General features: G+C 72.0%; 22 protein-coding genes. 13 read left to right on the plus strand and 9 right to left on the minus strand.

Annotated elements, in window-relative coordinates; genetic code table 11:
* Window positions 1–2: 2 nt before the first annotated feature.
* A complete protein-coding gene (locus AMK21_RS09035) occupies window positions 3–734 on the minus strand; it encodes a MerR family transcriptional regulator (protein WP_073876009.1) in 732 nt (243 codons plus the stop codon).
* Window positions 735–1,109: 375 nt separating this feature from the next.
* Here AMK21_RS09035 and AMK21_RS09040 point away from each other — a divergent pair, with 375 nt between their 5' ends.
* The 3 genes from AMK21_RS09040 to AMK21_RS09055 all read left to right on the plus strand — a co-directional run bounded on the left by AMK21_RS09040 (window position 1,110) and on the right by AMK21_RS09055 (window position 5,628).
* Complete coding sequence (locus AMK21_RS09040) at window positions 1,110–1,985, plus strand: oxygenase MpaB family protein (RefSeq protein ID WP_073876011.1); 876 nt, start codon at window positions 1,110–1,112, stop codon at window positions 1,983–1,985.
* A gap of 441 nt (window positions 1,986–2,426) precedes the next feature.
* On the plus strand, window positions 2,427–3,815 hold the full coding sequence (locus AMK21_RS09050; protein ID WP_073876015.1) for a M14 family metallopeptidase: 1,389 nt from the start codon (window positions 2,427–2,429) through the stop codon (window positions 3,813–3,815).
* Window positions 3,816–3,888: 73 nt separating this feature from the next.
* Window positions 3,889–5,628, plus strand: a complete 1,740-nt coding sequence (locus tag AMK21_RS09055; protein WP_073876017.1) for a BCCT family transporter — start codon at window positions 3,889–3,891, stop codon at window positions 5,626–5,628.
* Between the two features lie 32 nt (window positions 5,629–5,660).
* Here AMK21_RS09055 and AMK21_RS09060 read toward each other — a convergent pair whose 3' ends face one another.
* Window positions 5,661–6,593 carry an NAD(P)/FAD-dependent oxidoreductase gene (locus tag AMK21_RS09060; protein WP_073876019.1) on the minus strand — a complete coding sequence of 311 codons (933 nt, stop codon included), beginning with the start codon at window positions 6,591–6,593 and terminating at the stop codon, window positions 5,661–5,663.
* 121 nt (window positions 6,594–6,714) lie between these two features.
* Between AMK21_RS09060 and AMK21_RS09065 the strand changes: the two genes are divergently transcribed.
* On the plus strand, window positions 6,715–8,352 hold the full coding sequence (locus tag AMK21_RS09065) for an ABC-F family ATP-binding cassette domain-containing protein (protein ID WP_073876021.1): 1,638 nt from the start codon (window positions 6,715–6,717) through the stop codon (window positions 8,350–8,352).
* A 77-nt stretch (window positions 8,353–8,429) separates the two neighbouring features.
* Here the strand turns inward: AMK21_RS09065 and AMK21_RS09070 are convergent, their stop codons facing one another.
* Both AMK21_RS09070 and AMK21_RS09075 read right to left on the minus strand, forming a co-directional pair.
* The gene (locus AMK21_RS09070; RefSeq protein WP_073876023.1) at window positions 8,430–10,880 is read right to left on the minus strand and encodes a Tex family protein; all 2,451 of its coding nucleotides are present in this window, start codon (window positions 10,878–10,880) and stop codon (window positions 8,430–8,432) included.
* Window positions 10,881–11,056: 176 nt separating this feature from the next.
* Window positions 11,057–11,923, minus strand: a complete 867-nt coding sequence (locus AMK21_RS09075; RefSeq protein ID WP_073876025.1) for an SCO6745 family protein — start codon at window positions 11,921–11,923, stop codon at window positions 11,057–11,059.
* 133 nt (window positions 11,924–12,056) lie between these two features.
* Here AMK21_RS09075 and AMK21_RS09080 point away from each other — a divergent pair, with 133 nt between their 5' ends.
* Window positions 12,057–13,019 (plus strand): GlxA family transcriptional regulator, encoded by a 963-nt coding sequence (locus AMK21_RS09080; RefSeq protein ID WP_073876027.1) that lies wholly within the window; start codon window positions 12,057–12,059, stop codon window positions 13,017–13,019.
* A gap of 27 nt (window positions 13,020–13,046) precedes the next feature.
* Window positions 13,047–13,682, plus strand: a complete 636-nt coding sequence (locus AMK21_RS09085) for a DJ-1/PfpI family protein (protein WP_073876029.1) — start codon at window positions 13,047–13,049, stop codon at window positions 13,680–13,682.
* On the opposite strand, the gene AMK21_RS09090 is transcribed toward AMK21_RS09085, so the two are convergent.
* Window positions 13,672–14,445, minus strand: coding sequence for an enoyl-CoA hydratase/isomerase family protein (locus AMK21_RS09090; protein WP_073876031.1), 774 nt, complete (start codon window positions 14,443–14,445; stop codon window positions 13,672–13,674). The genes AMK21_RS09085 and AMK21_RS09090 overlap by 11 nt on opposite strands.
* Window positions 14,446–14,525: 80 nt before the next feature.
* On the opposite strand from AMK21_RS09090, the gene AMK21_RS09095 reads away from it, so the two are divergent.
* Entirely contained in the window at window positions 14,526–15,203 is a 678-nt protein-coding gene (locus AMK21_RS09095; RefSeq protein ID WP_073876033.1) for an HdeD family acid-resistance protein, read from the plus strand.
* Window positions 15,204–15,349: 146 nt separating this feature from the next.
* On the plus strand, window positions 15,350–15,805 hold the full coding sequence (locus tag AMK21_RS09100; protein WP_073876035.1) for an ATP-binding protein: 456 nt from the start codon (window positions 15,350–15,352) through the stop codon (window positions 15,803–15,805).
* A gap of 27 nt (window positions 15,806–15,832) precedes the next feature.
* Here the strand turns inward: AMK21_RS09100 and idi are convergent, their stop codons facing one another.
* From idi to galE, 4 genes are all read right to left on the minus strand, one after another.
* Window positions 15,833–16,426, minus strand: a complete 594-nt coding sequence (idi, locus tag AMK21_RS09105; RefSeq protein WP_073876036.1) for an isopentenyl-diphosphate Delta-isomerase — start codon at window positions 16,424–16,426, stop codon at window positions 15,833–15,835.
* Window positions 16,427–16,574: 148 nt separating this feature from the next.
* Window positions 16,575–17,867 (minus strand): bifunctional class I SAM-dependent methyltransferase/N-acetyltransferase, encoded by a 1,293-nt coding sequence (locus AMK21_RS09110; RefSeq protein ID WP_073876037.1) that lies wholly within the window; start codon window positions 17,865–17,867, stop codon window positions 16,575–16,577.
* 263 nt (window positions 17,868–18,130) lie between these two features.
* The gene (locus tag AMK21_RS09115; protein ID WP_073876038.1) at window positions 18,131–19,072 is read right to left on the minus strand and encodes a cation diffusion facilitator family transporter; all 942 of its coding nucleotides are present in this window, start codon (window positions 19,070–19,072) and stop codon (window positions 18,131–18,133) included.
* 160 nt (window positions 19,073–19,232) lie between these two features.
* Window positions 19,233–20,219 (minus strand): UDP-glucose 4-epimerase GalE, encoded by a 987-nt coding sequence (gene galE, locus AMK21_RS09120; protein WP_073876039.1) that lies wholly within the window; start codon window positions 20,217–20,219, stop codon window positions 19,233–19,235.
* Between the two features lie 317 nt (window positions 20,220–20,536).
* Here galE and AMK21_RS09125 point away from each other — a divergent pair, with 317 nt between their 5' ends.
* From AMK21_RS09125 to AMK21_RS09145, 5 genes are read left to right on the plus strand one after another with little or no spacing between them, the layout of a single operon-like run.
* The gene (locus AMK21_RS09125; protein ID WP_073876040.1) at window positions 20,537–22,291 is read left to right on the plus strand and encodes a DUF5941 domain-containing protein; all 1,755 of its coding nucleotides are present in this window, start codon (window positions 20,537–20,539) and stop codon (window positions 22,289–22,291) included.
* A complete protein-coding gene (locus tag AMK21_RS09130; protein WP_073876042.1) occupies window positions 22,288–23,025 on the plus strand; it encodes a sugar phosphate nucleotidyltransferase in 738 nt (245 codons plus the stop codon). The genes AMK21_RS09125 and AMK21_RS09130 overlap by 4 nt, the downstream gene beginning before the upstream one ends.
* Window positions 23,013–24,074 (plus strand): iron-containing alcohol dehydrogenase family protein, encoded by a 1,062-nt coding sequence (locus tag AMK21_RS09135; protein ID WP_073876044.1) that lies wholly within the window; start codon window positions 23,013–23,015, stop codon window positions 24,072–24,074. The genes AMK21_RS09130 and AMK21_RS09135 overlap by 13 nt, the downstream gene beginning before the upstream one ends.
* The gene (locus AMK21_RS09140; protein ID WP_073876046.1) at window positions 24,052–24,831 is read left to right on the plus strand and encodes a CDP-alcohol phosphatidyltransferase family protein; all 780 of its coding nucleotides are present in this window, start codon (window positions 24,052–24,054) and stop codon (window positions 24,829–24,831) included. Before AMK21_RS09135 ends, AMK21_RS09140 begins: the two co-directional genes overlap by 23 nt.
* Before the next feature lie 8 nt (window positions 24,832–24,839).
* On the plus strand, window positions 24,840–25,712 hold the full coding sequence (locus AMK21_RS09145; protein ID WP_079181114.1) for a glycosyltransferase family 2 protein: 873 nt from the start codon (window positions 24,840–24,842) through the stop codon (window positions 25,710–25,712).
* Window positions 25,713–25,785 lie beyond the last annotated feature (73 nt).

Consider the following 25,785-nt stretch of genomic DNA (forward strand, 5'->3'; position numbering starts at 1 on the left):
CGTCACTCGGCGGTGAACGCGCTCCGCAGCTCCTCCTTCAGTGACCGCTGAAAGGCCGTCACCAGGGCCTGCACCACGATGGGTTGCATGTGAGCGGACAGCGACTTCATCGCCGCCACATGCTCCGGATCACCCTCGCGCTCCCGGTAGGGGTTCCACACCTCGTCCCGGAACAGCCGCGTCATCTCCTGGGCCGCGGAGCGTGTGTGCTCCAGCAGCACGGTCCGCGCCGCCAGGATCGTCTCGTGCGCGATCGGCACGTCCAGCAGCTCCACCCCGAGCCGCAGCAACCCGATGTCCACCCGGTACGCCCCGCCGTCCCCCTCCGGCCGCACCAGTACCCCCATCGCCACCAGCCGGTCCACATCCGGCTCGGCCAGCGCCCGCCCCGCCCGCTTCTCCAGCTCCACCCGCGTCAGGTCCTCCGCCGTGTCCGGCGCCCAGGACGCCACCAGCGCCCGGTGGATCGCCAGATCGCGGGCGCTCAGGTCCGGCGGCAGCTGCTCCAGATAGCGTTCGATGGCGGCGAGCGTCATGCCCTGGTGCTGGAGCTCCTCGATCAGCGCCAGCCGGGAGAGGTGGTCGGCCCCGTACCGCCCGACCCGGCGCGGCCCGATGGCCGGCGGCGGCAGCAGGCCCCGGGTGCTGTAGAACCGCACGGTACGTACGGTGACTCCGGCGCGCGCCGCCAACTCGTCCACCGTGAGCGTGGGCTCGTCGGTCCCCGTCGCCATCTCTGCTCCCCGCCGTCGAACGCTCGTATCGGACAGCGCTGCTGTCTCACCACTTCTGCCAAAGTCTCCGACACCGCGGCCCCGCCGTCCACCCCGGCCCGTTGTCAGCGCCGGGCCGTACGGTTAAGCCATGTCGGGGATGACGTATGTACGGGGGGACGCCACCGCGCCGCAGGGTGAGGGCGTCAAGGTGATGGCGCGATCATCGAGGGGCGCCTGATCAAGGAAGGCGTGCCCGTGACCGTGTACGACCACGACTGAGCGGGCCACCGGCCGCCCCGGACCCCGCCCCCACGCTTTTCCCGCCTGCGAGGGATCATGGAGGGAAGGGACGGGCAGCGCATCGCAGGCCCGCCAGGAGTGCGGGAGCACCGGATGAGCAGCGCGAGCGGCGTCGAGGAGCCCCTGCCGCCCCCGCCCGGCGGGGTCCTGTGGAGCCTCTCCGGCGACATCCGGGCTCTGCTGATGCTGCCCGCCGCCCTCACCCTCCAGGTCGCCCACCCCGCCGTCGGTGCGGGCGTCGACGAGCACTCCGTCTTCCGCACCGACCCCTGGGGGCGCGGCGAACGCTCCCTGCGCTCGCTCCAGCTCTGGGTGTACGGCGGGGCGGAGGCCGCCGAGGAGGGCCGCAGGCTGCGCCGACTGCACCGCACCATCCAGGGCACGGACACCCGGGGCCGCTCGTACCACGCGCTGACGCCCGCCAACTACGCCTGGGTGCACGCCACCGGCTTCCCCGTCTACCGGCACGCTGCGCGCTATCTCATCCGGCCGATGACCCCCGCGCAGGAACGCGCCCTGTACGCGGAGTGGCTCCAGGTCGGCCGGATCCTCGGCATCCACGACCGGGACATGCCGCAGACGATCGAGGAGTTCTGGCCGTACTGGGAGAAGATGCTCGCCGGGGAGATCGAGGCGACGGCCGTGGTGCGCGAACTGGTCGACGTCGACCAGCCCGTACCGCCGCCGGACCGCGGCCCGTGGCCGCTGCGGACGGTTCTGCGCGCGCTGTGGCCGGTGCTCCTGCCGCCGCTGGCCCGCGGTCGGCGGTTCGTCACCATCGGGCTCATGCCGCCGGACGCCCGCGCGGCGATCGGCCTGCCGTGGACGGCGGCCCAGGAGAAGCGGCTGCGGCGGCTCTGCGCGGTGCTGCGGGTCGTCGTCCCCGCACTCCCGGAGCGGCTGCGGTATCTGCCGAGGGCACGGGCGGCCCGCGCCGCGCACGTCACCGGGGGCCTCAGGAACGGCTGAACCCTCACCGCTCCGAGGGCCCCGATGGAGCATGTGCAGCGGATCAGCGATGGTCGTGACCGGTGTGATCGGCATGATCCCCGTGGTCGTGAATCCTGTTCGTCGCCGCGATCTTCTTCCGGGACGCCGGCCGCTCCGGCTGGTACAGCCAGGTGTCGAAGTCGTCGGGACGGTGGTGTCGCCTACCGGTCGTGGAACCGGGCGGGGGGTGGTTCCGACCGGTCAGGAAAGGGGCTGAGCAGCCCGCCGGGCAGGACGGTCGAATCCGGGCATCCCTGTCACACGATCGCCATGCCCTCGCCACGACCCGCCGTGATCGCCCCCTGTTGCACAGGAGTTGACCCGGGTAACGTCCGCGGCACCGACGGACCTGGCGGGCGCGCGGCGCCCGCCACTCGTACCCCGCCGGTACCCCGCTCGTCCTCCGGGAGGCAGCCGCTGATGACCCCTCGCATCACCCGCGCTCTCCGCATGCTCAGCCCGCACCCGTGGCTCGGACCGGTCGCGCACCCCGGCCGCCCGCCCTCCGGCGCGCGGCGCCGAGGCCCGGCGGTCCGGCGCCGGAGTGCGGTGGTGGCAGCGGTGCTGGGCGCGCTGGCCGTCCCGTTCGCCATCGCACCCGCCGAGGCCGCGCCGCCCCCGCCGCGCACCGGGTTCGAGACGAGCGACGGGGCGCGCTGGACCGGGCTGGGCGAGGAACAGGCCTTCCTGGGGGCGGTCGACCGGGCGAGCGACCGGGCCGCCGTCGACCGGATCGGGACCACGAAGGAGGGCCGCCCCCTCCAGCTCGTACGCATCGGGAAGCAGCGCCCCGCCGCCACCACGGTCCTGCTGATCTGCAGTCAGCACGGTGACGAGCCCGCCGGGCGTGAAGCCTGTCTGACCACCCTGCGCGACCTGGCCTTCGCCCAGGACCGCGCCACCCGCTCCTTCCTCTCCCGTACGACGGTCCTGGTGCTGCCCACCGCCAACCCGGACGGGCGCGCCGCCGACACCCGGGGCAACGCCGACGGCGTCGACATCAACCGGGACCACATCGCCCTGGAGACCGCGGAAGGCCGGGCGGTCGCGGCCGTCGTGCGCGACGAACGGCCGGATGTCATCTACGACTTGCACGAGTACGGCGCCACGCCCCCGTACTACGACAAGGACCTCTTCGTCCTGTGGCCCCGCAACCTGAACGTCGCGCGCGGCGTCCACGCCGTCTCGCGGACCCTCTCCGAGCAGTACGTGCGGCCCGCCGCGACCGGCGCCGGCTACAGCAGCGGCCACTACGGCATCTGGACCGACCCGGTCACCGGCGACCCCGTCGGACAGACGGCCGGTGACGGCCAGGAGCGCATCCTGCGCAACGCCTCCGGCCTGAAGCACGCGGTCGGCCTCCTCGTCGAGTCACGCATCGACGCCCTGAGCGAGGCGGAGAAGGGTGACCCGGCCCTCAACCACCGGCGCAGGGTCCACTCCCAGCGGACGGCCCTCGGCGGTCTCTTCGCCTTCACCGAGGAGCAGCGCGCCCGCATCCGTGCGGCCACCGGGCTCTCGCGTGTGACCGGGTACGCCGACCGCGGCCCCGTCCATCTGGGTGGCGCGGACAACGATCCCGCCGAGCCCGGCGAGATCCTCGCCGACCCGCCGTGCGGCTACCGGCTTGACGCGGCCCAGTACGCCGGGGTGAAGGACGAGCTCGCCCTGCACGGGGTCCGGTCCCACCGGGACGGAGCTGGCGCATATGTGCCCCTGCGACAGTCGGCCAGGAGCCTGATTCCGCTGCTCCTCGACCAGAAGGCGACCTATTCCCTCACATCTGGTCAAGCTGATACGGCTTGTTGACCCTTCGAGATCGTGGGCGGGTGTGGTACTGCCTACGAAGAGCGATTTTCAGACTCGGTGAAAGGTGCCATTTGTGTCCCAGGACGACCAGTCAGCTGGAGGCCGGGAGGAGCTGTCGGTCACGGCTGACCTTCCCCCCGAACCTCTCAGCACCCGGGCCCCGACCACCGACCGGGTGGTCTTCGGCGTCACGGCGGTCCTCACCCTCGCGTTCGTCATCTGGGGCGCGACCGCCACCTCATCGCTGGAGACGGCGTCCGGCAAACTGCTCGAGGGGCTGATCCACAACGGTGGCTGGGCCTTCATGCTCGCCGCGTCGGGCTTCGTCATCTTCGCCCTCTGGCTGGCCATCAGCCGCTACGGGAAGATCTGCCTCGGCCAGGAGGGTGAGGCGCCGGAATTCCGGACCATCTCCTGGGTCGCGATGATGTTCAGCGCCGGTATGGGCATCGGGCTGATGTTCTGGGGCGTGAGCGAGCCCCTGGCCCACTACCGCACCCCGCCGCCCGGCACCGACCCCGCCGACTCGGCCGAGGCCATGCAGACGGCGATGGCCACCACCCTCTTCCACTGGACGCTGCACCCCTGGGCGATCTACGCGGTGGTCGGCCTCGCCATCGCCTACAGCGCCTACCGGATGCGCAGGCGGCAGACGATCAGCGCGGTCTTCGAGCCGCTGATCGGCAAGCGCCACGCGCACGGAGGCTTCGGACGCTTCATCGACATCCTGGCCATCTTCGCGACGCTTTTCGGCTCGGCGGCCTCGCTGGGCCTCGGCGCGCTCCAGATCGGCAGCGGGATCCAGGAGCTGAACTGGCTGGAGAAGGCCGGTACCGGCCTCCTCGTAGCCGTCATCGCCGTGCTGACGGTCGGCTTCGTCGCCTCCGCGGTCTCCGGTGTGGAGAAGGGCATCCAGTGGCTCTCCAACATCAACATGGTGCTGGCCCTGTTCCTTGTCCTGTTCGTCTTCATCGTCGGTCCCACGATCTTCGTGCTCGACCTGGTGCCCACCTCGCTGGGCGCCTACATCAGCGACCTCGGACAGCTCGCCGGGCGCACCGAGGCGACCGGCGGCGGCGAGGTGGCCGACTGGCTCGGCGGCTGGACGGTCTTCTACTGGGCCTGGTGGATCTCCTGGACGCCCTTCGTCGGCATGTTCATCGCCCGCATCAGCCGCGGCCGCACCATCCGCCAGTTCGTCGGCGGCGTCATCCTGGTGCCCAGCACGGTCAGCCTGATCTGGTTCGCCGTCTTCGGCGGCACGGCCATGAAGCTGGACGAGGCGGGCAAGCTCACCGGCGCCGACACCCCCGAGGCGCAGCTCTTCGGTGTCCTCCAGGAGTTCCCGATCGCCACCGTGACGAGCATCCTGGTGATGGTCCTCGTCGGTATCTTCTTCGTCTCCGGTGCCGACGCCGCCTCGATCGTCATGGGCACGCTCTCGCAGAAGGGTGTTCTGGAGCCCGGCAAGTGGGTCGTCATCTTCTGGGGCGTGGTGACCGGGGCCGTGGCCGCGATCATGCTGCTCATCGGTGACGGCAAGGAGAACGCGTTGGAGGGGCTCCAGAACCTCACGATCCTCGTCGCCGCCCCCTTCGTCGTCGTGATGATCGGCATGTGCGTCGCCCTGATGCGGGACCTGCGCAGGGACCCGCAGATCGTCCGCCAGGAGTTCGGCGTGGAGGCGGTCGAGTCCGCGGTGATCGAGGGGCACGCCAAGTACGACGGCGACTTCGAGATCCGTATCGGCCCCGGCACGACGGTCACGACGGAGCGCCACAAGGAGGTTCCGACCGAGAAGCGTCAGGACTGATCCCGGGGACCCTTCGTACGTACGGCGGCGGCTCAGCCCACCAGGGCGGCCGCCGTCCGTGCGCAGCCCCAGGCCACGGTGACCCCCGCACCGCCGTGACCGTAGTTGTGGACCAGCACACCGCCGCCCGGCAGGGCCTCCGCCCCGATCCGCACCCCGCCCTCCCGCACCGGCCGCAGCCCCACCCGGTGCCCCAGCACCCGGGCGCCGGCGATCTCCGGCCGCACCCGCGCGCACCGCGCCACGATCTCCCGTGCGGTCACCGCATCGGGCTCCCGGCGCTCGTCGTCCGCCTCGGCCGTACCGCCCAGCACCAGACCGGCCGGCTGCGGGAAGAAGTACGTCGTCGCGGCGGACGCCGGGTCCGCCGCGGTGAACCACTCCGCGATCCCCGGGTTCTCGACCACGACCAGCTGCCCACGCACCGCCCGCACACCCGCGTCCGGCACCAGCTCGCGCGCCCCCAGCCCCGTGCAGTTCACCACCACCGGGCTCCGCTCCGCCGCCTCCGCGAACCCGTCCACCGCACGCCGCTCCACCGCGCCGCCCGCCGCCACCAGCCGCTGCTCCAGCCACGCCAGGTGGACCGGCATGTCCAGCAGCGGCAGCACCAATCGCAGCCCGGCAGCCACCTCCACCGCACCCTTCAGCTCCGCCGCCCACGGCCCCAGCGCCGCGAACCGCTCACCGCCGTGCACCCCCGCCACCAGCCGTACGCCGGTCCCACCGGCCCCGGCCGCCAGCTCCTCGTACACCGCGAGCGTCTCCAGCGCCCAGGCACCGACCCGCTCGGCCGGTTCGATGCGGTACGGCCACCACAGCGCCCCCGCCACCGCCGAGGTCGTCGCTGCGGCCGGATCACGCGACCAGACCCGCACCCGCAGCCCGCGCTCCGCCAGCGTCACGGCGGTGGTGAGGCCGATGACCCCGCCGCCCACCACGATCACGTCCGCCACATCCGGCATCACCGTCACTCCTGTCACGTCCGTATGCACCTGTCGCTGCCCGGACGCTAACGGAATTCCCACGTCGGGGGCAGAGGGCAGCGGAGGGCACCGGCCATCGGCGACTAGGATCGGCACCCTGATGACTGCCACCCTCGTCGCCAAGGACCTCGCCGCCGGACACGGCGACCGCACACTCTTCGCCGGACTCGACCTCGTCGTCGCCCCCGGAGACGTGATCGGTCTCGTCGGAGTCAACGGCGCCGGAAAATCGTCCCTGCTCCGCCTGCTCGCCGGAGTCGACCGCCCGGAGGAGGGCGAGCTGCGGCTCTCCCCGCCCACCGCCACCGTCGGCCACCTCCCGCAGGAGCCCGAGCGGCGCGAGGGCGAGACCGTGGCCGCGTTCCTGGCCCGCCGCACCGGCGTCGCCGACGCCCAGCGCGCCATGGACGAGGCGACGGAGGGCCTGGTCTCCGGGGCCCCGGGCGCGGACGACGCGTACTCCGAGACCTTGGAGCGCTGGCTCGCCCTCGGCGGCGCGGACCTGGAGGAGCGGGCCGCGCAGGTCGCCTCCGAACTGGGGCTCACCGTGAGCCTGGACCTGCCCATGACCGCCCTCTCCGGCGGCCAGGCGGCCCGCGCCGGTCTCGCCTCCCTGCTCCTCTCCCGCTACGACGTCTTCCTGCTGGACGAGCCCACCAACGACCTCGACCTCGACGGCCTGGAGCGCCTGGAGCGCTTCGTCTCGGGGCTGCGGGCCGGGACGGTCGTCATCAGCCACGACCGCGAGTTCCTGATGCGCACGGTCACCAAGGTGCTGGAGCTCGATCTCGCCCAGCAGCAGATCAACCTGTACGGCGGTGGCTACGCGGCCTACCTGGAGGAGCGTGAGACCGCGCGCCGGCACGCCCGCGAGGGGTACGAGGAATACGCCGACAAGAGGGCCGCCCTCGAAGCACGCGGCCATATGCAGCGCTCCTGGATGGACAAGGGCGTCAAGAACGCCCGCCGCAAGGCCACCGACGGCGACAAGCTCGGCCGCAACGCGCGCAGCGAGGCGAGCGAGAAGCAGGCGGCGAAGGCCCGGCAGACCCAGCGCATGATCGAGCGCCTCGACACCGTCGAGGAGCCGCGCAAGGAGTGGGAGCTGCGGATGGAGATCGCCACCGCCCCCCGGTCCGGATCGGTCGTCGCGACCCTGCGCGAGGCCCGAGTGGTGCGCGGCGACTTCTCCTTCGGCCCCGCCTCGCTCCAGATCGACTGGGCCGACCGGGTCGCCATCACCGGTGCCAACGGAGCGGGCAAGTCCACCCTGCTCGCCGCCCTGTTGGAGCGGCTCCCGCTCGACTCCGGCCACGCCACGCTCGGTTCGGGCGTCGTGGTCGGCGAGGTGGACCAGGCCCGCCGGCTCTTCCTCGGCTCCCAGTCGCTGCTGGAGGCGTTCTGTGCGGCCGTGCCCGACACGGAACCGGCCGAAGTCCGCACGCTGCTCGCCAAGTTCGGCCTCCGCGCCGACCATGTGATGCGCCCGGCCACCAGCCTCTCCCCGGGCGAACGCACCCGAGCCGCCCTCGCCCTGCTCCAGGGCCGCGGGGTCAACCTCCTGGTACTCGACGAGCCGACGAACCACCTGGACCTGCCCGCCATCGAGCAGTTGGAGGCAGCCCTGGAGAGCTACACGGGCACCCTGCTGCTGGTCACCCACGACCGGCGGATGCTCGAAGCGGTCCGCACCACGCGCCGTATCGAAGTGGCGGACGGCCAGGTCAAGGAAGTCTGAGCGCGCCTGCGAAGCAGTACGGGGGTGGGGGCGGGCCGCACACCGCGGCCCGCCCCCACCCCCGTGACTCTCCGGGCTCAGCGCCCCCGGCCGCCCTGCTTCGGATCGGTCAGCCCGGCCCGCCGCAGCGCATCGGCCATCGCGCTGTTCGCCGGAGCCGGAGCACCCTGGCCCTGCCGGGACCCACCGCCACCGGAGCCACCGCGCCGGTCCCGGCCGCCGCCCTGACCGCCCTGCCGGCTCTGCCCGCCACCGGACCCCTGCTCGCCCTGCCCCTGCCGCTGCTTCGGCGGACGGGCGCCCCGCTCACCGCGGCCCTGACCACGCCCCTGCCCGCCGCCCGCGCCCGGCGCGTCGTCCAGCCGCAGTGTCAACGAGATCCGCTTGCGCTGCGCGTCGACGTCCATGACCTTGACCTTCACGACGTCCCCGGGCTTCACGACATCGCGCGGGTCCTTCACGAACGTCTTCGACAGCGCCGACACATGCACCAGGCCGTCCTGGTGGACGCCGATGTCCACGAACGCGCCGAACGCCGCGACGTTCGTGACGACGCCCTCCAGCACCATGCCGGGCTCCAGGTCGCCGAGCTTCTCGACGCCCTCCTTGAAGGTCGCCGTACGGAACGCGGGCCGGGGGTCGCGCCCCGGCTTCTCCAGCTCCTTGAGGATGTCCGTCACAGTCGGCAGACCGAACATGTCGTCCACGAAGTCCGCCGCGCGCAGCGACCGCAGCGCCTCCGCGTTGCCGATCAGCGAGGCGACCTCGCCGCCCGCCGTCTTCCCCATCCGCCGCACCACGGGGTACGCCTCGGGGTGCACGCTGGAGGCGTCCAGCGGGTCGTCGCCGCCCCGGATCCGCAGGAAGCCCGCGCACTGCTCGTACGCCTTCGGGCCGAGCCGCGCCACGTCCTTGAGCGCCTTGCGGGAGCGGAAGGGGCCGTTGGTGTCGCGGTGCGTCACGATGTTCTCGGCGAGCCCCGAGCTGATCCCCGAGACCCGCGAGAGCAGTGGTGCGGAGGCGGTGTTGACGTCCACGCCGACGCCGTTCACACAGTCCTCGACGACCGCGTCCAGGGAACGCGAGAGCTTCACCTCGGACAGGTCGTGCTGGTACTGGCCGACGCCGATCGACTTCGGGTCGATCTTCACCAGCTCGGCCAGCGGGTCCTGTAGCCGCCGCGCGATCGACACGGCGCCGCGCAACGACACGTCCATGTCCGGGAGTTCCTGCGAGGCGAAGGCGGAGGCGGAGTACACCGAGGCGCCGGCCTCCGAGACCATCACCTTGGTGAGCTTCAACTCAGGGTGCCTGTCGATCAGTTCACCGGCGAGCTTGTCCGTCTCACGGGAGGCCGTGCCGTTGCCGATCGCGATCAGGTCGACCGCGTGCTCCTTCGCCAGGTGCGCGAGCTTCGCCAGCGCCTGGTCCCACTTGTTGGCGGGCACGTGCGGGTGGATCACATCGGTGGCCACCACCTTGCCGGTCGCGTCGACGACCGCGACCTTAACCCCCGTACGGAAACCGGGGTCCAGGCCCAGGGTGGCCCGTGTCCCGGCCGGGGCGGCGAGCAGCAGGTCACGCAGGTTGGAGGCGAAGACCCGTACCGCCTCGTCCTCCGCCGCCGTGCGAAGCCGCAGCCGCAGATCGATGCCGAGGTGCACCTGGATCCGGGTCCGCCACGCCCAACGCACGGTGTCGAGGAGCCACTTGTCGCCCGGCCGGCCCCGGTCGGCGATCTCGAAGCGGCGGGCGATCATGTTCTCGTACGTCGAGGGGCCCGGGCGCTCGGCGGCCTCCGGCTCCTCCGGCTCCAGGACCAGGTCGAGCACGTTCTCCTTCTCGCCGCGCAGCATGGCGAGGACCCGGTGCGAGGGCAGCGCGGTGAACGGCTCCGCGAAGTCGAAGTAGTCGGCGAACTTGGCGCCCGCCTCCTCCTGGCCCTCCCGTACCTTCGCCGCCAGCCGGCCGCGGGTCCACATGCGCTCGCGCAGCTCACCCGTCAGGTCGGCGTCCTCGGAGAACCGCTCGGTGAGGATGGAGCGCGCGCCCTCCAGAGCCGCGGCCGCGTCGGCCACGCCCTTGTCGCCGTCCACGAACGCGGCAGCGGCGGCGAGGGGGTCGACCGACGGGTCGGCGAGCAGGCCGTCCGCCAGCGGTTCGAGTCCCGCCTCCCGGGCGATCTGCGCCTTCGTCCGCCGCTTGGGCTTGAAGGGCAGGTAGATGTCCTCCAGGCGCGCCTTGGTCTCGGCACCCCGGATCGCGGCCTCCAGCGCGGTGTCGAGCTTGCCCTGTTCGCGGACGGAGTCGAGGATCGAGGTACGCCGCTCCTCCAGCTCCCGCAGATATCGCAGCCGCTCCTCCAGCGTGCGCAGCTGCGCGTCGTCGAGCGATTCGGTCGCCTCCTTGCGGTAGCGCGCGATGAACGGCACGGTGGACCCGCCGTCGAGCAGCTCGACGGCCGCCCTGACCTGTCGCTCACGTACGCCGAGCTCCTCGGCGATCCTGCCTTCGATGGACGTCGTCACGGTTTTCCCGACTCGCCTTCTCGTACTGGCTGTGCTGGCCGTGCTCGCGGTGCGATGAGCACGTTCTTACCTCGCCTGCATTGTGCCGGGTGGCCGGGGCCGATGTCGCGCGACCTCGGTGAACACGCCCGGAGCCCCCGCCACCGCCTTCGAGGACTCCGGCGCGGCAGCAGGGGTCAGGGCCCGGTCGCCTCGGCCGGGAAAGCGCCGTTCTCGGCGGCCGTGAACAGGAAGCCGCGCCCCAGCTCGGTCAGCCGCACCACCCCTTCGGCGCCCAGGTGTTCGTACGGGGCCCTGTCCATCCGGTCCGTCGCCTCCTCCACCTCCGCACGCAGCGCCGTCCCCGCTTCGGTCAGCGCCGGCTCCTCGCCCGCGACGAGCAGACCGCGCTCCCGCAGCCGGCCGGACGCCGCCTCCCAGTCGGTGCGGCGCCAGCCGCGGGAGGACAGGGTCCAGCGGATCGCCATGCCCCTACCGGTCGCGGTGTGACTGACGAGCGACTCCACCGGGTCCAGACCGGCGGCGAGCAGCGCGGCGAGGTGGGCGTCGCCGCGGTGCTCGCGCAGCAGGGTCGCGGCGTGCCAGAACGCCAGGTGCGGTTCGTCGGGCACCGGCAGCCCCGCGTGGGCCGCGTAGAGCGGCCGGGCGTGCGGGGTGCAGGCCTCGGTGGCGCGCAGCGCGAGCCGGGCCGCCTCCGCCATCTCGTCGGAGGCGATGATCTCCTCGCCGAGCAGCCGCCGCAGCGTCGCGTCCGCCGCCCGCAGCCGGGCCCCGAGCACCTGCTCGGGCGAGGCCACGGACCAGACGGCGGGCACGTGCCGGGCCACCAGGGCGGGGTTGAAGTTGTAGAAGGTCGCCGTGACGGTGCCCGCCCCCACGGGCCCGAACGCCGCTGCCCGGGTGGCGAAGTAGACGGCGCTCGGGTCCTCGACGCCGAGCTTTCCCAGCTCGGCGCCCAGATCGGGCGAGAAGAAGAGGCACGAGTGCAGCGGGTTGACGGCGTTGTGACAGCGGCGTTCCGCGCGGGCCGGAAGAGTACTCATACCCGCACGTTACCGACTGGTCGGTACGGCGGGAAGGCGGGGGAGCGGTCGAGCGCGGGGAACGGTGCGACGGCAGAAAAGGTGGGGTATTCGTCATTGTGGCCATCGCCGCCCGCCGCCCAGGATGGCAGATGTGATCCAGCGAACCGTGCTCGTCGTCCTCTTCGACGGCATCCAGAGCCTCGACGCGACCGGCCCGATGGAGGTCTTCGCCGGAGCCTCCCGCGCACCCGGCGTCTCCTACGACCTGCGGACCGCCTCCCTCGACGGCGGCCCTGTCCGGGCCACCAGCGGGCTGACCCTGATGCCCGACAGCAGCCTGGCCGACGCACCCGTACCGCACACCCTGCTGGTCCCCGGCGGGCACGGCACGCGCTCCGCCCACCCGGATCTGACCGCCTGGCTGCGGGCCCACGGGCCGCGGGCGGAGCGGCTGGTCTCCGTGTGCACCGGGGCCCTGCTGCTGGCCGGGGCGGGCCTCCTGGACGGCCACCGGGTCACCACCCACTGGAACTACTGCGAGCAGCTCGCCCGCGACTTCCCCGACGTCCAGGTCGACCCCGACCCGATCTTCGTACGGGACGGACGGCTGGCCACCTCGGCGGGCGTCACCGCGGGCATCGACCTGGCACTCGCCCTCGTCGAGGAGGACCACGGCCGGGACCTCGCCCTGACCATCGCCCGCCACCTCGTGGTCTTCCTGCGCCGCCCTGGCAACCAGGCCCAGTTCAGCGCCCAGCTCAGCGCCCAGACCGCACAGCGCGAGCCCCTGCGCGAGGTCCAGCACTGGATCACCCGGCACCCGGACGCCGACCTCGCCGTGGACGCCCTCGCCGCCCGCGCCCGCCTCTCGCCCCGGCACTTCGCCCGCGCGTTCAGGGCGGAGACCGGTACGACACCGGGGCGCTACGTCGACCGCGTGCGACTGGAGCACGCCCGCCGGCTCCTGGAGGACACCTGCGACTCCGTCGAACAGGTCGCCCGCGCCAGCGGCTACGGCACGCCGGAAGCCATGCGCCGCGCCTTCGTGAAAGCCCTCGCCACGGCACCCGCCGAGTACCGCCGCCGCTTCCGTGCGCCGGTGTCCACCACCTGACCCGCCCCGTCCACCGAAAGGCAGCCCGTGCAGATCGCCATCACCCTCTTCGACCGCTTCACCGCCCTGGACGCGGCGGGACCGTACGAGATCCTCAGCCGCGCCCCCGGCGCCGAGGTCGTCTTCGTCGCCGAACGGACCGGCCCCGTGGCCAACGACAGCGGCAGCCTCGCACTCGTCGCCCAGAAAACCTTCGCCGAGGTCCCGTCACCCGATCTCGTGATCGTGCCGGGCGGTCCGGGGCAGGGAGACCAGATGGAGAACGCCGCGCTGCTCGGCTGGCTGCGCGCGGTGGACGCCACCACCACCTGGACGACCTCCGTCTGCACCGGCTCCCTGCTGCTGGCGGCGGCCGGCCTGCTCAAGGGCAGGCGGGCCACCTCGCACTGGCTGGCGCTGGAGCTCCTGGAGGGGTTCGGCGCCGAGCCGACGGGGGAGCGGGTGGTGTTCGACGGCAAGTACGTCACCGCGGCCGGCGTCTCCTCCGGCATCGACATGGGCCTCACCCTGCTCGGCCGGATCGCGGGCGACGACGCGGCGCGCTCGGTGCAGCTGCTCACCGAGTACGACCCGCAGCCGCCCTACGACTGCGGGTCCCCCGAGAAGGCGCCGGCGGCCCTGGTCGAGGAGTGGCGGGCGAGGAGCCGCCACGTCACCCAGTAGGGCCCTCCGCGGGGGTGATGTAGGTGAAACGCGGCGCACGCCGTTCCAGGAAGGCGGCGACCCCCTCCGCGGTCTCGCCGCTGCCCTGCGCCTGACCGGCCCAGTGCACGTCCCGGTCCTGCCGCCCTGCCGCGAACTCCTTGGCCGCCGCCTGCGTCAGCTGGGAGCGCGAGGCCAGTAACTCCGCGTACGCCGCCACCCGCTCGTCCAGTCCGCCGGCCGGCAGTACCTCGTCCACCAGCCCGGTGCGCAAAGCCCTCTCCGTGTCGATCAGTTCGCCGGAGAAGAGCAGATGCTTTGCCGTGGCCGGGCCGACGAGGGCGACCAGCCGCCGGGTGGAGGGGGACGGGTAGACGATGCCGAGCTTGGCCGGGGTGACGCCGAACAGGGCGCCCTCCTGGGCGAACCGCAGATCGCAGGCGGCCGCGAGCTGGCTGCCGCCGCCCACGCAGTAGCCGCGCACCGTGGCGAGCGTCGGCCGGGGGAACGCGGCCAACGCCTCCTCGGCCGCCACCGCCAGTACCTGGGCGTCCCCGGCACTCTCGCGCAGCGTGGAGATGTCCGCCCCGGCGCAGAAGGTGTCACCGGCGCCCGTCAGCACCAGCACCCGGACCGCCGGGTCGGCGGCCAGCCGCTCCAACATCTCCGGCAGACTCCGCCACATCGCGGCGGTCATGGCGTTGCGCTTGGCGAGGTGGCTGATCACGACGGTGGCGACAGCGCCGTCGACGGAGCAGAGGAGCTGGGGTTCCGTACGGTCCATGCGCCGGATGCTATCCGCAGGGTTCGAACCTATGATCAAGAAGGGGTCGCGAAGCGGACACGCACCGTAAGGAGCTGTCGATGAACGGACCCACCGCCGAGGGAAGGAAGCACGGACCCGGCACCAAGGGCGGTAAGAGCAAAACCACTACCGAGGGCAGAAAGCTCAGCCGCAGCTTCAGCTGGCTCGCCCTCCTCGGCACGCTGCTCGTGATCGCGGGGATCGTCGGCCTGATCTACACCGGTGTCGCCACCCTCACCTCGATGCTGCTCTTCGGCTGGCTGCTGCTGATCGGTGGCATCGTCGCTCTGGCGCACGCGATCGAGTCACGCGGCACCAACTACTTCTGGCTGGGCGTAGTGGTCGCCGCGCTGAACCTCGCCGCCGGTGTCGTGGTGATCCGCCACCCGGAGGGCACCGCCGAGGCGCTGACCATGTTCGCCGCGCTGCTCTTCCTGACGGGCGGGGTGTTCCGGCTGGTCGGCAGCGTCGTCGTGCGCGGTCCGCAGATGGGGTGGACGCTGCTGCAGGGCGCCTTCGGGCTGCTGCTCGGCCTGCTGGTGCTGTTCGACTGGCCGCACAGCAGCCTGTACGTTCTCGGCGTCTTCTTCTCGCTGGCCCTGCTCTTCGACGGCCTCGGCCTCATCGCGATCGGGGTCGGCGGCCGGCGCATCGTCAGCATGGTCTCGGATCGGCTCGAAGCACCCGGCCCGGCTACGCACAGTCCGCCCAAGGCCCCAGGAGACGGGCGGAAGTAGTCCGTCACCCGTCACCAGCGCGCCCCTTCGGTCAAATAGCGCCGATACATGGCTATTTCCGATCAGTGGCACGGTACGGACCAAGCCATTCCCAACACTCTTTACTCGACGGTCAGTGCAGTGCGAGTGAGAGCTGGTGCCGGACGATGGAGAGCCTCGGGAGTGCCCCTGCCGAACCCGTGTCGTACGAGGGGGTGTGGCGTTTCACCGCCCCCGCCCTGGAAGTGTCCGTGCCCCAGGCCCGGCACGCCGTGCGCGACCTTCTCGACCGCCAGGGCGTGCCGATCGAGGAGGACATCCTCCAGGGGCTGCTGCTGATCGTCTCGGAGCTGGTCACCAACGCCGTCAAGCACGCGGCGCTGCTCTCGCCCGAGCTGGCGGTCGAGGTGGCCATCGGTGCCGACTGGGTCAGAGTCTCCGTCGAGGACAGTCACCCCTACCGGCCCACCGCGCTGGAGACGGACTACGCGCAGACGGGCGGCCGCGGGCTGCTGCTGGTCAAGGTGGTCACCGCGGAGGCGGGAGGCACCTGCGACGTGGAGCACACCGCGAGCGGCGGCAAGATCATCTGGGCGGCGCTGCCGTTGAAGACGCAGCTCTGACCGCCCCGTACGCGATCCGCGCGAGGATCACCAGCCCGCGGGGGGACCCGTCAGCTCACGGATCGCCGGACGCGCCGCGTCCAGCACCGTCATGAACCACGCCGAGAACGGCGCCTGCGCATGCCGCTCCGCCAGCTCCGCCGCCGTCACGAAGGCCGTCTCGTCGACCTCCTCCGGGTCCGGCTTCAGCTCCTCCCGCGCCATTCCCACGAACAGGTGGTTGAACTCCTGCTCCACCAGGCCCGAGGCCGGGTCCGGGTGGTTGTAGCGGACCGTGCCCGCCTCGGCGAGGAGTGAGGGCGCGACCCCCAGCTCCTCGTACGTACGCCGGGCGGCCGCCGCGAAGGGGGCCTCGCCCGGGTAGGGGTGCCCGCAGCAGGTGTTCGACCAGACGCCGGGGGAGTGGTACTTGCCGAGCGCCCTGCGCTGGAGCAGCAGCCGTCCCCGCTCGTCGAAGAGGAAGACGGAGAACGCGCGGTGCAGCTGCCCGGGGGCCTGGTGGGCCGCCAGCTTCTCCGCGGTGCCGATGGTGGTGCCGTTCTCGTCGACCAGTTCGAGCATGATCGCTTCTGCGGTGCCGTTCGACGAGCTGTGCGTCGCGGTGGCTGGTGTGGTCGGCATACCCATCCTTGTCTGTGGTCCCCGGCCTCGTGCGCCGGACCCCTCGAGTCCGGCCAAGTCTGCCGTACAAAAGCCGCTTGTCCGTACTTCGGTTCCGGGCATGTCCGCCCCGCCGCGCCCTGCGGGCGCGGCGGGGCGGACATGCGTGTCAGACCCCGAAGGCCGCCGGATAACGGATCATGCCCACCGGAACCGGAACAGAATCGTCCAGGACCAGCGCCATCATCGCCTCGTCCGGCACCTCGAATCCCGGCCGGATCCCGTGGCGGGACGCCGGTCCGAAGCCGAAGCGCGGGTAGTAGTCGGGGTGCCCGAGCACCACCACGAGCGCTTCGCCGCGTACCCGGGCTTCATCGAGTACGGCCCGCACCACGGCCTGCCCGGCCCCCTGCCGTTGATGGGCGGGAGAGGTGGCCACCGGGGCCAGCGCGAGCGCCGGGGCGTCCCCGACCCGGCACCGGGTCAGCAGCGCGTACGCCGCCACGGACCCGTCCGGTGCCTCGGCCACGTACGAGAGACCCGGCAGCCAGGCATCCGCGTCGGCCCGCAGCGCGTCCACGAGGTCGGCCTCGTCCCGGGTCGGGAAGGCGGCCGAGTTGACCGCGTGCACGGCCTCCCGGTCCGCCGCCGTCTCCGGCCGGGTGGTCCAGCGGGGATCGGCCGGGCGCAGCACGTACGCGGCGTAGCCGTACTCACCGCCGTACTCACCGCCGTACTCACGCCGCACCGCCAGCTCCTCACGGGTGGCCGCGAGCGCCCACTCCATGCCGGGAGACACGCCGGGAGCCGCCGGGTCGGCGCTCTCGACGCGCTCGGCGAGCGGGACGTAGTACGTGTCCCAGTCGCTGTCGGGCTGGAGCAGTACCGCCGAGACCGTACAGCCCGCGGCGACGGCCGCCGCCGTGGTCTCCGGCAGGGTGCGCAGGGAGCCGTTGCGGTCCCAGAAGTCGCGCGCCACCGCCGAGGGCGCGTCGGTGGTCCAGACGCACTCGGAGATCATCATCGCGCCGCCCGGGGCGAGCAGCCGCTGCCAGTCCCGTACGGCGGTGGCGAAGCCGATGCAGTACGCCGACCCCTCGGCCCAGATCAGGTCGAAGGAGCCGGGCGGGAAGCCGGGGCCGGTGAGGTCGCCCATGTCGGCCCGGACCGTACGGATACGGTCGCCCAGGCCGCGCGCCCCGGCCGCCTCGCGCAGCTCGTCCAGGAACGGCTGGTGCAGGTCGACCGCGGTCACCTCGGCGCCCGCCTCGGCGGCGAGCAGCAGGGTGGCACGGCCAGGACCGCAGCCCAGGTCCAGGACGCGTGGACGGTCGGGGAAGGGGCCGGTCAGATCCAGCAGCCGGCGCGTGGTGGCGTCGGAGCCGGGGCTCTGCCGGGGGAGACGGTGGTGCAGGGTGAAGAACGCCTCGGTGCGCGAGGCGTCGTCGATGTGGTCGGTCAACGTGGGAACCCTTGGGTGTGAGGGCTCCGACCCGATCCGAGGAGAAGTGGACCTAGCCGGAAACCCGGGAGATGAGGAAGGACCGATTGCCGCGCCGGGAAGGCGTCGTCGCGACCGTCATCAACCTCAGCTCCTCTCGAAAGGGTCCCGGTCAACCGGGGCCGTCCACCGCGAGACTCGAACGTCTCGGAGACATCACCCTAGCACCGCCGCCACGCCCGGCTCAGTGGCGCAGAACGAAGCTCAGTGGCGCAGAACAAGGCTCAGTGGCACAGATGCACCTCGTGCTCCGCGTGCCCGCTCGGCTCCAGCTGGAAGGTGCAGTGCTCCACGTCGAAGTGGTCCCCGAGGCAGCCCTGCAGCTCGTGCAGCACCTTCTCGTGCCCTATGGAGTCGAGCATCTCCTGGCGCACCACCACATGCGCGGAGAGCACCGGCATCCCCGAGGTGATCGTCCAGGCGTGCAGGTCGTGGACGCCCAGGACGCCGGGCAGGGCCGTGATGTGTGCCCGTACCTCCGCCATGTCCACGCCTTTGGGCGCCGCCTCCAGCAGCACGTTCAGGGTCTCCCGCAGCAGCTTCACCGTGCGGGGCACGATCATCAGGCCGATCACCAGGGAGGCGATCGGATCGGCGGCCTGCCAGCCGGTCGCCATGATGATGCCCGCCGAGATGATCACTGCGAGCGACCCCAGGGTGTCCGCCAGCACCTCCAGGTAGGCGCCGCGCACATTGAGGCTCTCCTTCTGTCCGCGCATCAGCAGCGAGAGGGAGACGACATTGGCGACCAGACCGGCGGTGGCGAACGCGATGGCGAGGCCCCCCTTGGTCTCGGCCGGGGTGATGAACCGGTCGACCGCCTCGAAGATCAGGAAGCCGCCGACGCCCAGCAGCAGCAGACAGTTGGCGAGCGCCGCCAGGATCTCGGCGCGGGCGAAGCCGAAGGTGCGGTTCGGCCCGGCAGGCCGGTTGGCGAAGTGGATGGCGAGCAGTGCCATCCCGAGCCCCAGAGCGTCGGTTGCCATATGGGCGGCGTCCGCGATCAGGGCCAGCGAGTCGGAGAGCACACCGCCGACGATCTCCATGGCCATCACGCTCAGGGTGATCCCCAGAGCGACCCGGAGCCTGCCCCGGTACGCGGCGGCCGCCGTGCCCGTCGGGGGCGGCCCGCCGTGCGTGTGCCCGTGATCGTGGCCAGCCCCCATGCGAAACGCCTCCCGTGTCCGTGCGGCAGTGCGGGCGAAACCGCCCGACGGCGTCAGTGAACTACGGGCGGGGGGTATCGGGCAACACGGCACTGAACACCGTTGTCATATGCTCTGACCTGCGGAAACGTTCCGCAGGTCAGAGCGCTGGCGTGATCAATTACGATGCGTCCACCCGCGCCTCGGGGTGGCGCAGGCACCACCCCTCCCAGGCGGACGCCACCATCGAGCGGACGTCCCGGCGGGCCGTCCACCCCAGCTCCCGCACCATCCGGGCGTCCGAGGCCACCGCCTTGGCCGCGTCCCCCGGGCGGCGCGGTTCCACCACCGGCTCCACCGGGTGCCCGGACACCTCGCGGATCACGTCGATCAGCTCCCGTACCGACACGCCCTCGCCCCGGCCGACGTTCAGCGTCAGATCGCCGCCCTCGCGCACACCCAGCTTCCGCGCCACGGCGAGGTGGGCTTCGGCGAGGTCGGCGACGTGGATGTAGTCACGGACACACGTGCCGTCGGGCGTGGGGTAGTCGTCGCCGAAGATCCGGGGCGCGTCACCGCGCGTCAGCCGGTCGAAGACCATCGGGACGATGTTGAAGATCCCGGTGTCCGCCAGGCCCGGCTCGGCCGCGCCCGCCACGTTGAAGTACCGCAGACAGGCGGTGGAGATCCCGTGCGCCTTGCCCGTCGCCCGCACGAGCCACTCCCCGGCGAGCTTGGTCTCGCCGTACGGGTTGATCGGCAGGCAGGGCGTCTCCTCGGTGATGAGGTCCACGTCCGGTACGCCGTAGACGGCCGCCGACGACGAGAAGAGGAAGCGCCGCACGCCCGCCGCGACCACGGCCTCCAGCAGCACGGTCAGCCCGGCGACGTTCTCCCGGTAGTACAGCAGGGGGCTCTCCACGGACTCGCCGACCCGCTTCTTCGCCGCGAGGTGCACCACACCGCTCACCGCGTGCTCGGCGAGCACCCGGTCCAGCAGCGCCCGGTCCGAGGCCGAGCCCTCCACCAGTGTGACGGCGTCCGGTAGCCGGCCCACCACACCCGTCGAGCGGTCGTCGAGCACCACGACCCGCTCTCCCGCCGCCACCATGGCCCGCGCCACATGTGACCCGATGTATCCCGCTCCGCCTGTGATCAGCCACGTCATGACCGTCAGCCTAAGCGCCCGGCCCACCCGCTCCGACCGAGGGTTTGTGGGCCGGGGCGCCGATCGATGATGATGATCGAAGACGGAGCCCGCACGATCCCGTCCACCCGAACAGCGCGCAAACGGGTGGTGAACCCGGTCGTCCGTTCATCCGATAGCCTCAGCCGACATGCCGCCGGCCCGCCTCGTGGCCGTGCTGCCGAGTGTCGTCCACCGTCAGTGCCAAGGAGTGAGTTCGTCTGTCGACCGCCATCCTCACCGGTACGCCGGTACCCGGGTCGTCGCTCACCGACGATCTCAGGGCCCTGGGCTTCGACGTGGTGAGTGCCGCCGACGCCGGTGACGCCGCGGCACTCCTCACGGATGTCCCGGCCGACCGTCGGGTCGCCCTCGTCGACCCCCGCTTCGTGGGCCACCTCCACGCGCTGCGGCTCGGGCTGACCGACCCGCGCTTCCCCGCCGCCACCGTTCCCGGTGCGCTCACCGCCCAGCCCCAGGCCCGGCCGGCCCTGGTGCGCGCACTGGAGCGCGCCACGGCCGCGGTCGGCGCGGGCGCCCCCGTCGTCGACCCGGGCACCGACCCGGCACCCGAGGACCGCACCGTCCCCGGCCGCATCGCCGTCGCGCTGGAGGCCGAGGGCATCGGAGTGCAGCGTCCCGCTCTCGGTTCGCTCGTCGCGGCCGTCCCCACCGATCCCGCGCAGGAGGCCGCGGCCGTGGCCGGGGTCGCCGCGGTCGATGACGAGGCGGTACGGCTGCGCAGTGCGGTCAAGTCCCGTGACGGCTTCTTCACCACCTTCTGCATCAGCCCCTACTCCCGCTACATCGCCCGCTGGTGCGCCCGCCGGGGCTTCACCCCCAACCAGGTCACCACCGCCTCCCTGATCACCGCGCTCATCGCGGCGGGCAGCGCGGCGACCGGCACCCGGGGCGGGTACGTCGCCGCCGGGATCCTGCTCCTGCTCTCCTTCGTCCTGGACTGCGCCGACGGGCAACTCGCCCGCTACTCGCTGCAGTACTCCACGATGGGCGCCTGGCTGGATGCCACGTTCGACCGGGCCAAGGAGTACGCCTATTACGCCGGGCTCGCCATCGGCGCCGCCCGCGGCGGTGACGACGTATGGGTCCTGGCGCTCGCCGCGATGGTCCTCCAGTCCTGCCGCCATGTCGTGGACTTCTCCTTCAACGAGGCCAACCACGACTCGGTCGCCAACACCAGCCCCACCGCCGCCCTCTCCGACGCGCTCGACAACGTCGGCTGGACGGTGTGGGTGCGGCGCATGATCGTTCTGCCGATCGGTGAACGCTGGGCCATGATCGCCGTGCTCACCGCGCTCACGACCCCCCGGACCGTCTTCTATGCCCTGCTCATCGGCTGCGCCCTGGCCGCCTGCTACACCATGGTCGGCCGCCTCCTGCGCTCGGTGACCCGCAAGGCCAGACGCACCGAGCGCGCCGCACGGGCGCTGGCGGACCTCGCCGACTCGGGCCCTCTGGCCCAGGCCGTCGCCTCCCTCGTCCGCGGTCCGAAGGGAGCGTTGACGGCCCCGGCCGCCGCCCTCATCGGGACCCTCGCGATGATCGGCGCCGCGCTCTTCCTCCCGTACGGCAGCTGGCTCACCGTCGTCGCGGCGGCGGTCCACGTCCTGCTCTCCGGCTTCGCCGTCGCCCGCCCTCTCCGGCGGGCGCTCGACTGGCTGGTGCCGCCGTTCTTCCGGGCCGCGGAGTACGTCACGATCCTCGTGCTGGCGGCCCGCAGCGACGTCCCGCACGCCGTCCCGGCGGCCTTCGGGCTCGTTTCGGCAGTCGCCTACCATCACTACGACACGGTGTACCGCATCCGCGGAGCCACCGGCGCTCCGCCCCAGTGGCTGGTGCGGACGATCGGTGGACACGAGGGCCGCACCGCGCTGGTGGCCGTCCTCGCCGCCGTACTCACCCGCACCTCAGGTTTCACCACGGCTCTCACCGCCCTCGCGGTGGCCGTGGCTCTGGTGGTGCTCGTGGAGTCCATCCGCTTCTGGGTGTCCTCCTCGGCCCCCGCCGTACACGACGAAGGAGAACTCGCATGATCGGCCTCGTACTGGCAGCCGGTGCAGGACGACGTCTGCGCCCCTTCACGGACACGCTCCCCAAGGCGCTCGTCCCGGTCGACGGCGACAAGACGGTCCTCGACCTCACGCTCGCCAACTTCGCCGAGGTCGGACTCACCGAGGTCGCGATCGTCGTCGGCTACCGCAAGGAGGCCGTCTACGCCCGCAAGGCCGAGCTGGAAGCGACCTACGGCGTCACCCTCACCCTCATCGACAACGACAAGGCCGAGGAGTGGAACAACGCCTACTCCCTGTGGTGCGCCCGTGACGTCATCAAGCGCGGCGTGATCCTCGCCAACGGCGACACCGTGCACCCGGTCTCCGTCGAGAAGACCCTCCTGGACGCCCGCGGCGAGGGCCGGAGGATCATCCTCGCCCTGGACACCGAGAAGAGCCTCGCCGACGAGGAGATGAAGGTCATCACCGAGGAGGGCGAGGGCGTCTCGCGCATCACCAAACTGATGGACCCGGCCACCGCCACCGGCGAGTACATCGGCGTCACCCTCATCGAGGGCGAGGCCGCCGAGGAGCTCGCGGACGCCCTGAAGACCACCTTCGAGCGCGACCCCGACCTCTACTACGAGGACGGCTACCAGGAGCTCGTCAACCGCGGCTTCACTGTCGACGTCGCCCCCATCGGCACCGTGCCCTGGGTCGAGATCGACAACCACGACGACCTGAGGAAGGGCCGGGAGATCGCGTGCCAGTACTGACCCGGCTCATTCCGTCCCCGGTCGTCGTCGACATCCGGCGCGGCGCCATGGACGATCTGGCGGGTCTCCTGGCCGATCAGCGGATCTCCTCCTCGGGCAGGCTCGCCATCGCCATCAGCGACGGCTCCGGGCGCGCCCTGCGGGACAGGCTCGCCCCGGTCCTGCCGGGTGCCGACTGGTACGCCGTCGCCGACGGCACGATCGACTCCGCGGTGAAGCTCGCCGACGGCATCAAGGGCACCCGGTACGACGCGGTGGTCGGCCTCGGCGGCGGCAAGATCATCGACGTGGCGAAGTACGCCGCGGCGCGGGTCGGGCTGCCCATGGTCGCCGTCGCGACGAACCTCTCGCACGACGGTCTGTGCTCCCCGGTCGCCACGCTGGACAACGACAACGGACGCGGCTCCTACGGGGTGCCCACCCCGATCGCCGTGGTCATCGACCTCGACGTGATCCGTGAGGCGCCCGCCCGGTACGTCCGTTCCGGCATCGGTGACGCGGTCTCGAACATCTCCTGCGTCGCCGACTGGGAGCTGGCCCACGAGGTCAACAACGAGGAGATCGACGGTCTCGCGGCCGCCATGGCCCGTCAGGCCGGCGAGGCCGTGCTGCGCCACCCCGGTGGAGTCGGCGACGACGCCTTCCTCAAGGTGCTGGCCGAGGGACTCGTGCTGACCGGCATCTCGATGTCGGTCGCGGGCGACTCCCGTCCCGCCTCCGGCGCCTGCCACGAGATCAACCACGCCTTCGACCTGCTGTACCCCCAGCGGGCGGCCAGCCACGGCGAGCAGGTGGGCCTCGGCGCCTGCTTCGCCATGCATCTGCGCGGTGCCCGCCAGGAGTCCCTCCTGATGGCATCAACTTTGCGCCGCCACGGTCTGCCGGTGCTGCCCGAGCAGATCGGGTTCACCGTCGACGAGTTCGTCCGGGCCGTCGACTACGCGCCGCAGACCAGGCCGGGACGCTTCACCGTCCTGGAACACCTCAACCTGTCCACCGACCAGATCAGGGACGCGTACGCCGACTATGCCTCGACCATCAGTAGCTGAACTCCGTCCGGTCGTGCACCCCCCGGGAGTGAAGGACCGGCGCAGCGGTGAGCACTGGGCCGGCCGCATGTACATGCGGGAGGTCTCCCTGCGGGTGGACCGCTATCTGGTGAACACCCGGGTCACCCCGAACCAGGTCACCTACGTGATGACGCTGGCCGGAGTCCTGGCCGCCCCGGCCCTGCTGGTGCCCGGCATACCGGGCGCCCTGCTCGGCGTGCTGATGGTCCAGCTCTACCTGCTCTTCGACTGCGTGGACGGGGAGCTGGCCCGCTGGAAGAAGCAGTACTCGCTCAGCGGCGTCTACCTGGACCGGGTCGCCGCCTACCTGTGCGACGCGGCGGTGCTCGTCGGCCTCGGCCTGCGCGCCGCCGACATCTGGGGCGAGGGCCGGATCGACTGGCTCTGGGCGTTCCTGGGGACCCTCGCCGCGCTCGGCGCGATCATGATCAAGGCCGAGACGGACCTGGTCGGCGTCGCCCGCCACCAGGGCGGGCTGCCGCCGGTGAAGGAGGCGGCCTCCGAGCCGCGCTCCTCCGGGATGGCGCTGGCCCGCCGGGCGGCCGGGGCGCTCAAGTTCCACCGGCTGATCCTCGGGATCGAGGCTTCGCTGCTGATCCTGCTGGTGGCGATCCTGGACACGATCGGCGGCGACCTCTTCTACACCCGCCTGGCCACGGCCGTCCTGGCCGGCATCGCGCTCCTGCAGACCCTGCTGCACCTGGTCTCCGTCCTGGCGTCCAGCAGGCTGAAGTGACCTCTCCCATGAAACTGGGCGCGGTGGTCATCACCATGGGGGACCGCCCCGACGAACTCCGCGCCCTCCTCGATTCGGTCATCGCGCAGGAAGGTGACCGGATCGAGGTCGTGGTGGTCGGCAACGGAGCCCCGGTGGGGCCCGTACCGGCCGGCGTACGCACCGTGGAGCTGCCGGAGAACCTCGGCATCCCCGGCGGCCGCAACGTCGGCATCGAGGCGTTCGGCCCGTCCGGCGCTGATGTGGACGCCCTCCTCTTCCTCGACGACGACGGGCTGCTCCCGGACCGGGACACCGCCGAGCTCTGCCGGCAGGCGTTCGCGGCGGACCGGAAGCTCGGCATCATCACCTTCCGGATCACCGACCCGGACACGGGCGCCACCCAGCGCCGCCACGTGCCCCGGCTCCGGGCGACCGACCCGATGCGCTCCTCGCGCGTGACGACCTTCCTCGGCGGCGCCAACGCCGTACGCACCCGGGTCCTCGCCGAGGCCGGCCCGCTGCCGGAGCAGTTCTTCTACGCCCACGAGGAGACGGACCTCGCCTGGCGGGCGCTGGACGCGGGCTGGATGATCGACTACCGCGCGGACATGGTGCTCCACCACCCCACCACGGCCCCTTCCCGGCACGCCGTCCACCACCGCATGGTGGCCCGTAACCGGGTCTGGCTGGCACGCCGGAACCTGCCCGCCCCGCTGGTCCCCCTCTACCTGGGGGTCTGGTTGCTGCTGACCCTGGTCAGGCGCCCGTCGCCGCCCGCCCTGAAGGCGTGGTTCGGCGGGTTCCGGGAAGGTTGGGCGACCCCCTGCGGACCGCGCCGCCCGATGAAGTGGCGTACGGTGTGGCGGCTGACGAGGCTGGGACGACCTCCGGTCATCTGAGAAGCTTTCCTCTGAGACCATGAGGCGTATTTTCTTTCCGGGACCTGTCCGCCTGAGCCGCGCCCGCGACTGG

It is taken from the genome of Streptomyces sp. CB00316 (genome assembly GCF_001905595.1).
In the GTDB taxonomy this organism is placed as follows: Bacteria; Actinomycetota; Actinomycetes; order Streptomycetales; family Streptomycetaceae; genus Streptomyces.

What these genes read in the sequence shown, in the direction of transcription:
- galE (WP_073876039.1), bottom strand. Translation starts at nt 20,219, where the DNA reads ATGACGTGGCTGATCACAGGCGGAGCGGGATACATCGGGTCACATGTG.
- AMK21_RS09065 (WP_073876021.1), top strand. Translation starts at nt 6,715, where the DNA reads ATGACTGCCACCCTCGTCGCCAAGGACCTCGCCGCCGGACACGGCGAC.
- AMK21_RS09040 (WP_073876011.1), top strand. Translation starts at nt 1,110, where the DNA reads ATGAGCAGCGCGAGCGGCGTCGAGGAGCCCCTGCCGCCCCCGCCCGGC.
- AMK21_RS09115 (WP_073876038.1), bottom strand. Translation starts at nt 19,072, where the DNA reads ATGGGGGCTGGCCACGATCACGGGCACACGCACGGCGGGCCGCCCCCG.
- AMK21_RS09100 (WP_073876035.1), top strand. Translation starts at nt 15,350, where the DNA reads ATGGAGAGCCTCGGGAGTGCCCCTGCCGAACCCGTGTCGTACGAGGGG.
- AMK21_RS09095 (WP_073876033.1), top strand. Translation starts at nt 14,526, where the DNA reads ATGAACGGACCCACCGCCGAGGGAAGGAAGCACGGACCCGGCACCAAG.
- AMK21_RS09090 (WP_073876031.1), bottom strand. Translation starts at nt 14,445, where the DNA reads ATGGACCGTACGGAACCCCAGCTCCTCTGCTCCGTCGACGGCGCTGTC.
- AMK21_RS09130 (WP_073876042.1), top strand. Translation starts at nt 22,288, where the DNA reads ATGATCGGCCTCGTACTGGCAGCCGGTGCAGGACGACGTCTGCGCCCC.
- AMK21_RS09140 (WP_073876046.1), top strand. Translation starts at nt 24,052, where the DNA reads ATGCCTCGACCATCAGTAGCTGAACTCCGTCCGGTCGTGCACCCCCCG.
- AMK21_RS09035 (WP_073876009.1), bottom strand. Translation starts at nt 734, where the DNA reads ATGGCGACGGGGACCGACGAGCCCACGCTCACGGTGGACGAGTTGGCG.
- idi (WP_073876036.1), bottom strand. Translation starts at nt 16,426, where the DNA reads ATGCCGACCACACCAGCCACCGCGACGCACAGCTCGTCGAACGGCACC.
- AMK21_RS09075 (WP_073876025.1), bottom strand. Translation starts at nt 11,923, where the DNA reads ATGAGTACTCTTCCGGCCCGCGCGGAACGCCGCTGTCACAACGCCGTC.
- AMK21_RS09050 (WP_073876015.1), top strand. Translation starts at nt 2,427, where the DNA reads ATGACCCCTCGCATCACCCGCGCTCTCCGCATGCTCAGCCCGCACCCG.
- AMK21_RS09145 (WP_079181114.1), top strand. Translation starts at nt 24,840, where the DNA reads ATGAAACTGGGCGCGGTGGTCATCACCATGGGGGACCGCCCCGACGAA.
- AMK21_RS09060 (WP_073876019.1), bottom strand. Translation starts at nt 6,593, where the DNA reads ATGCCGGATGTGGCGGACGTGATCGTGGTGGGCGGCGGGGTCATCGGC.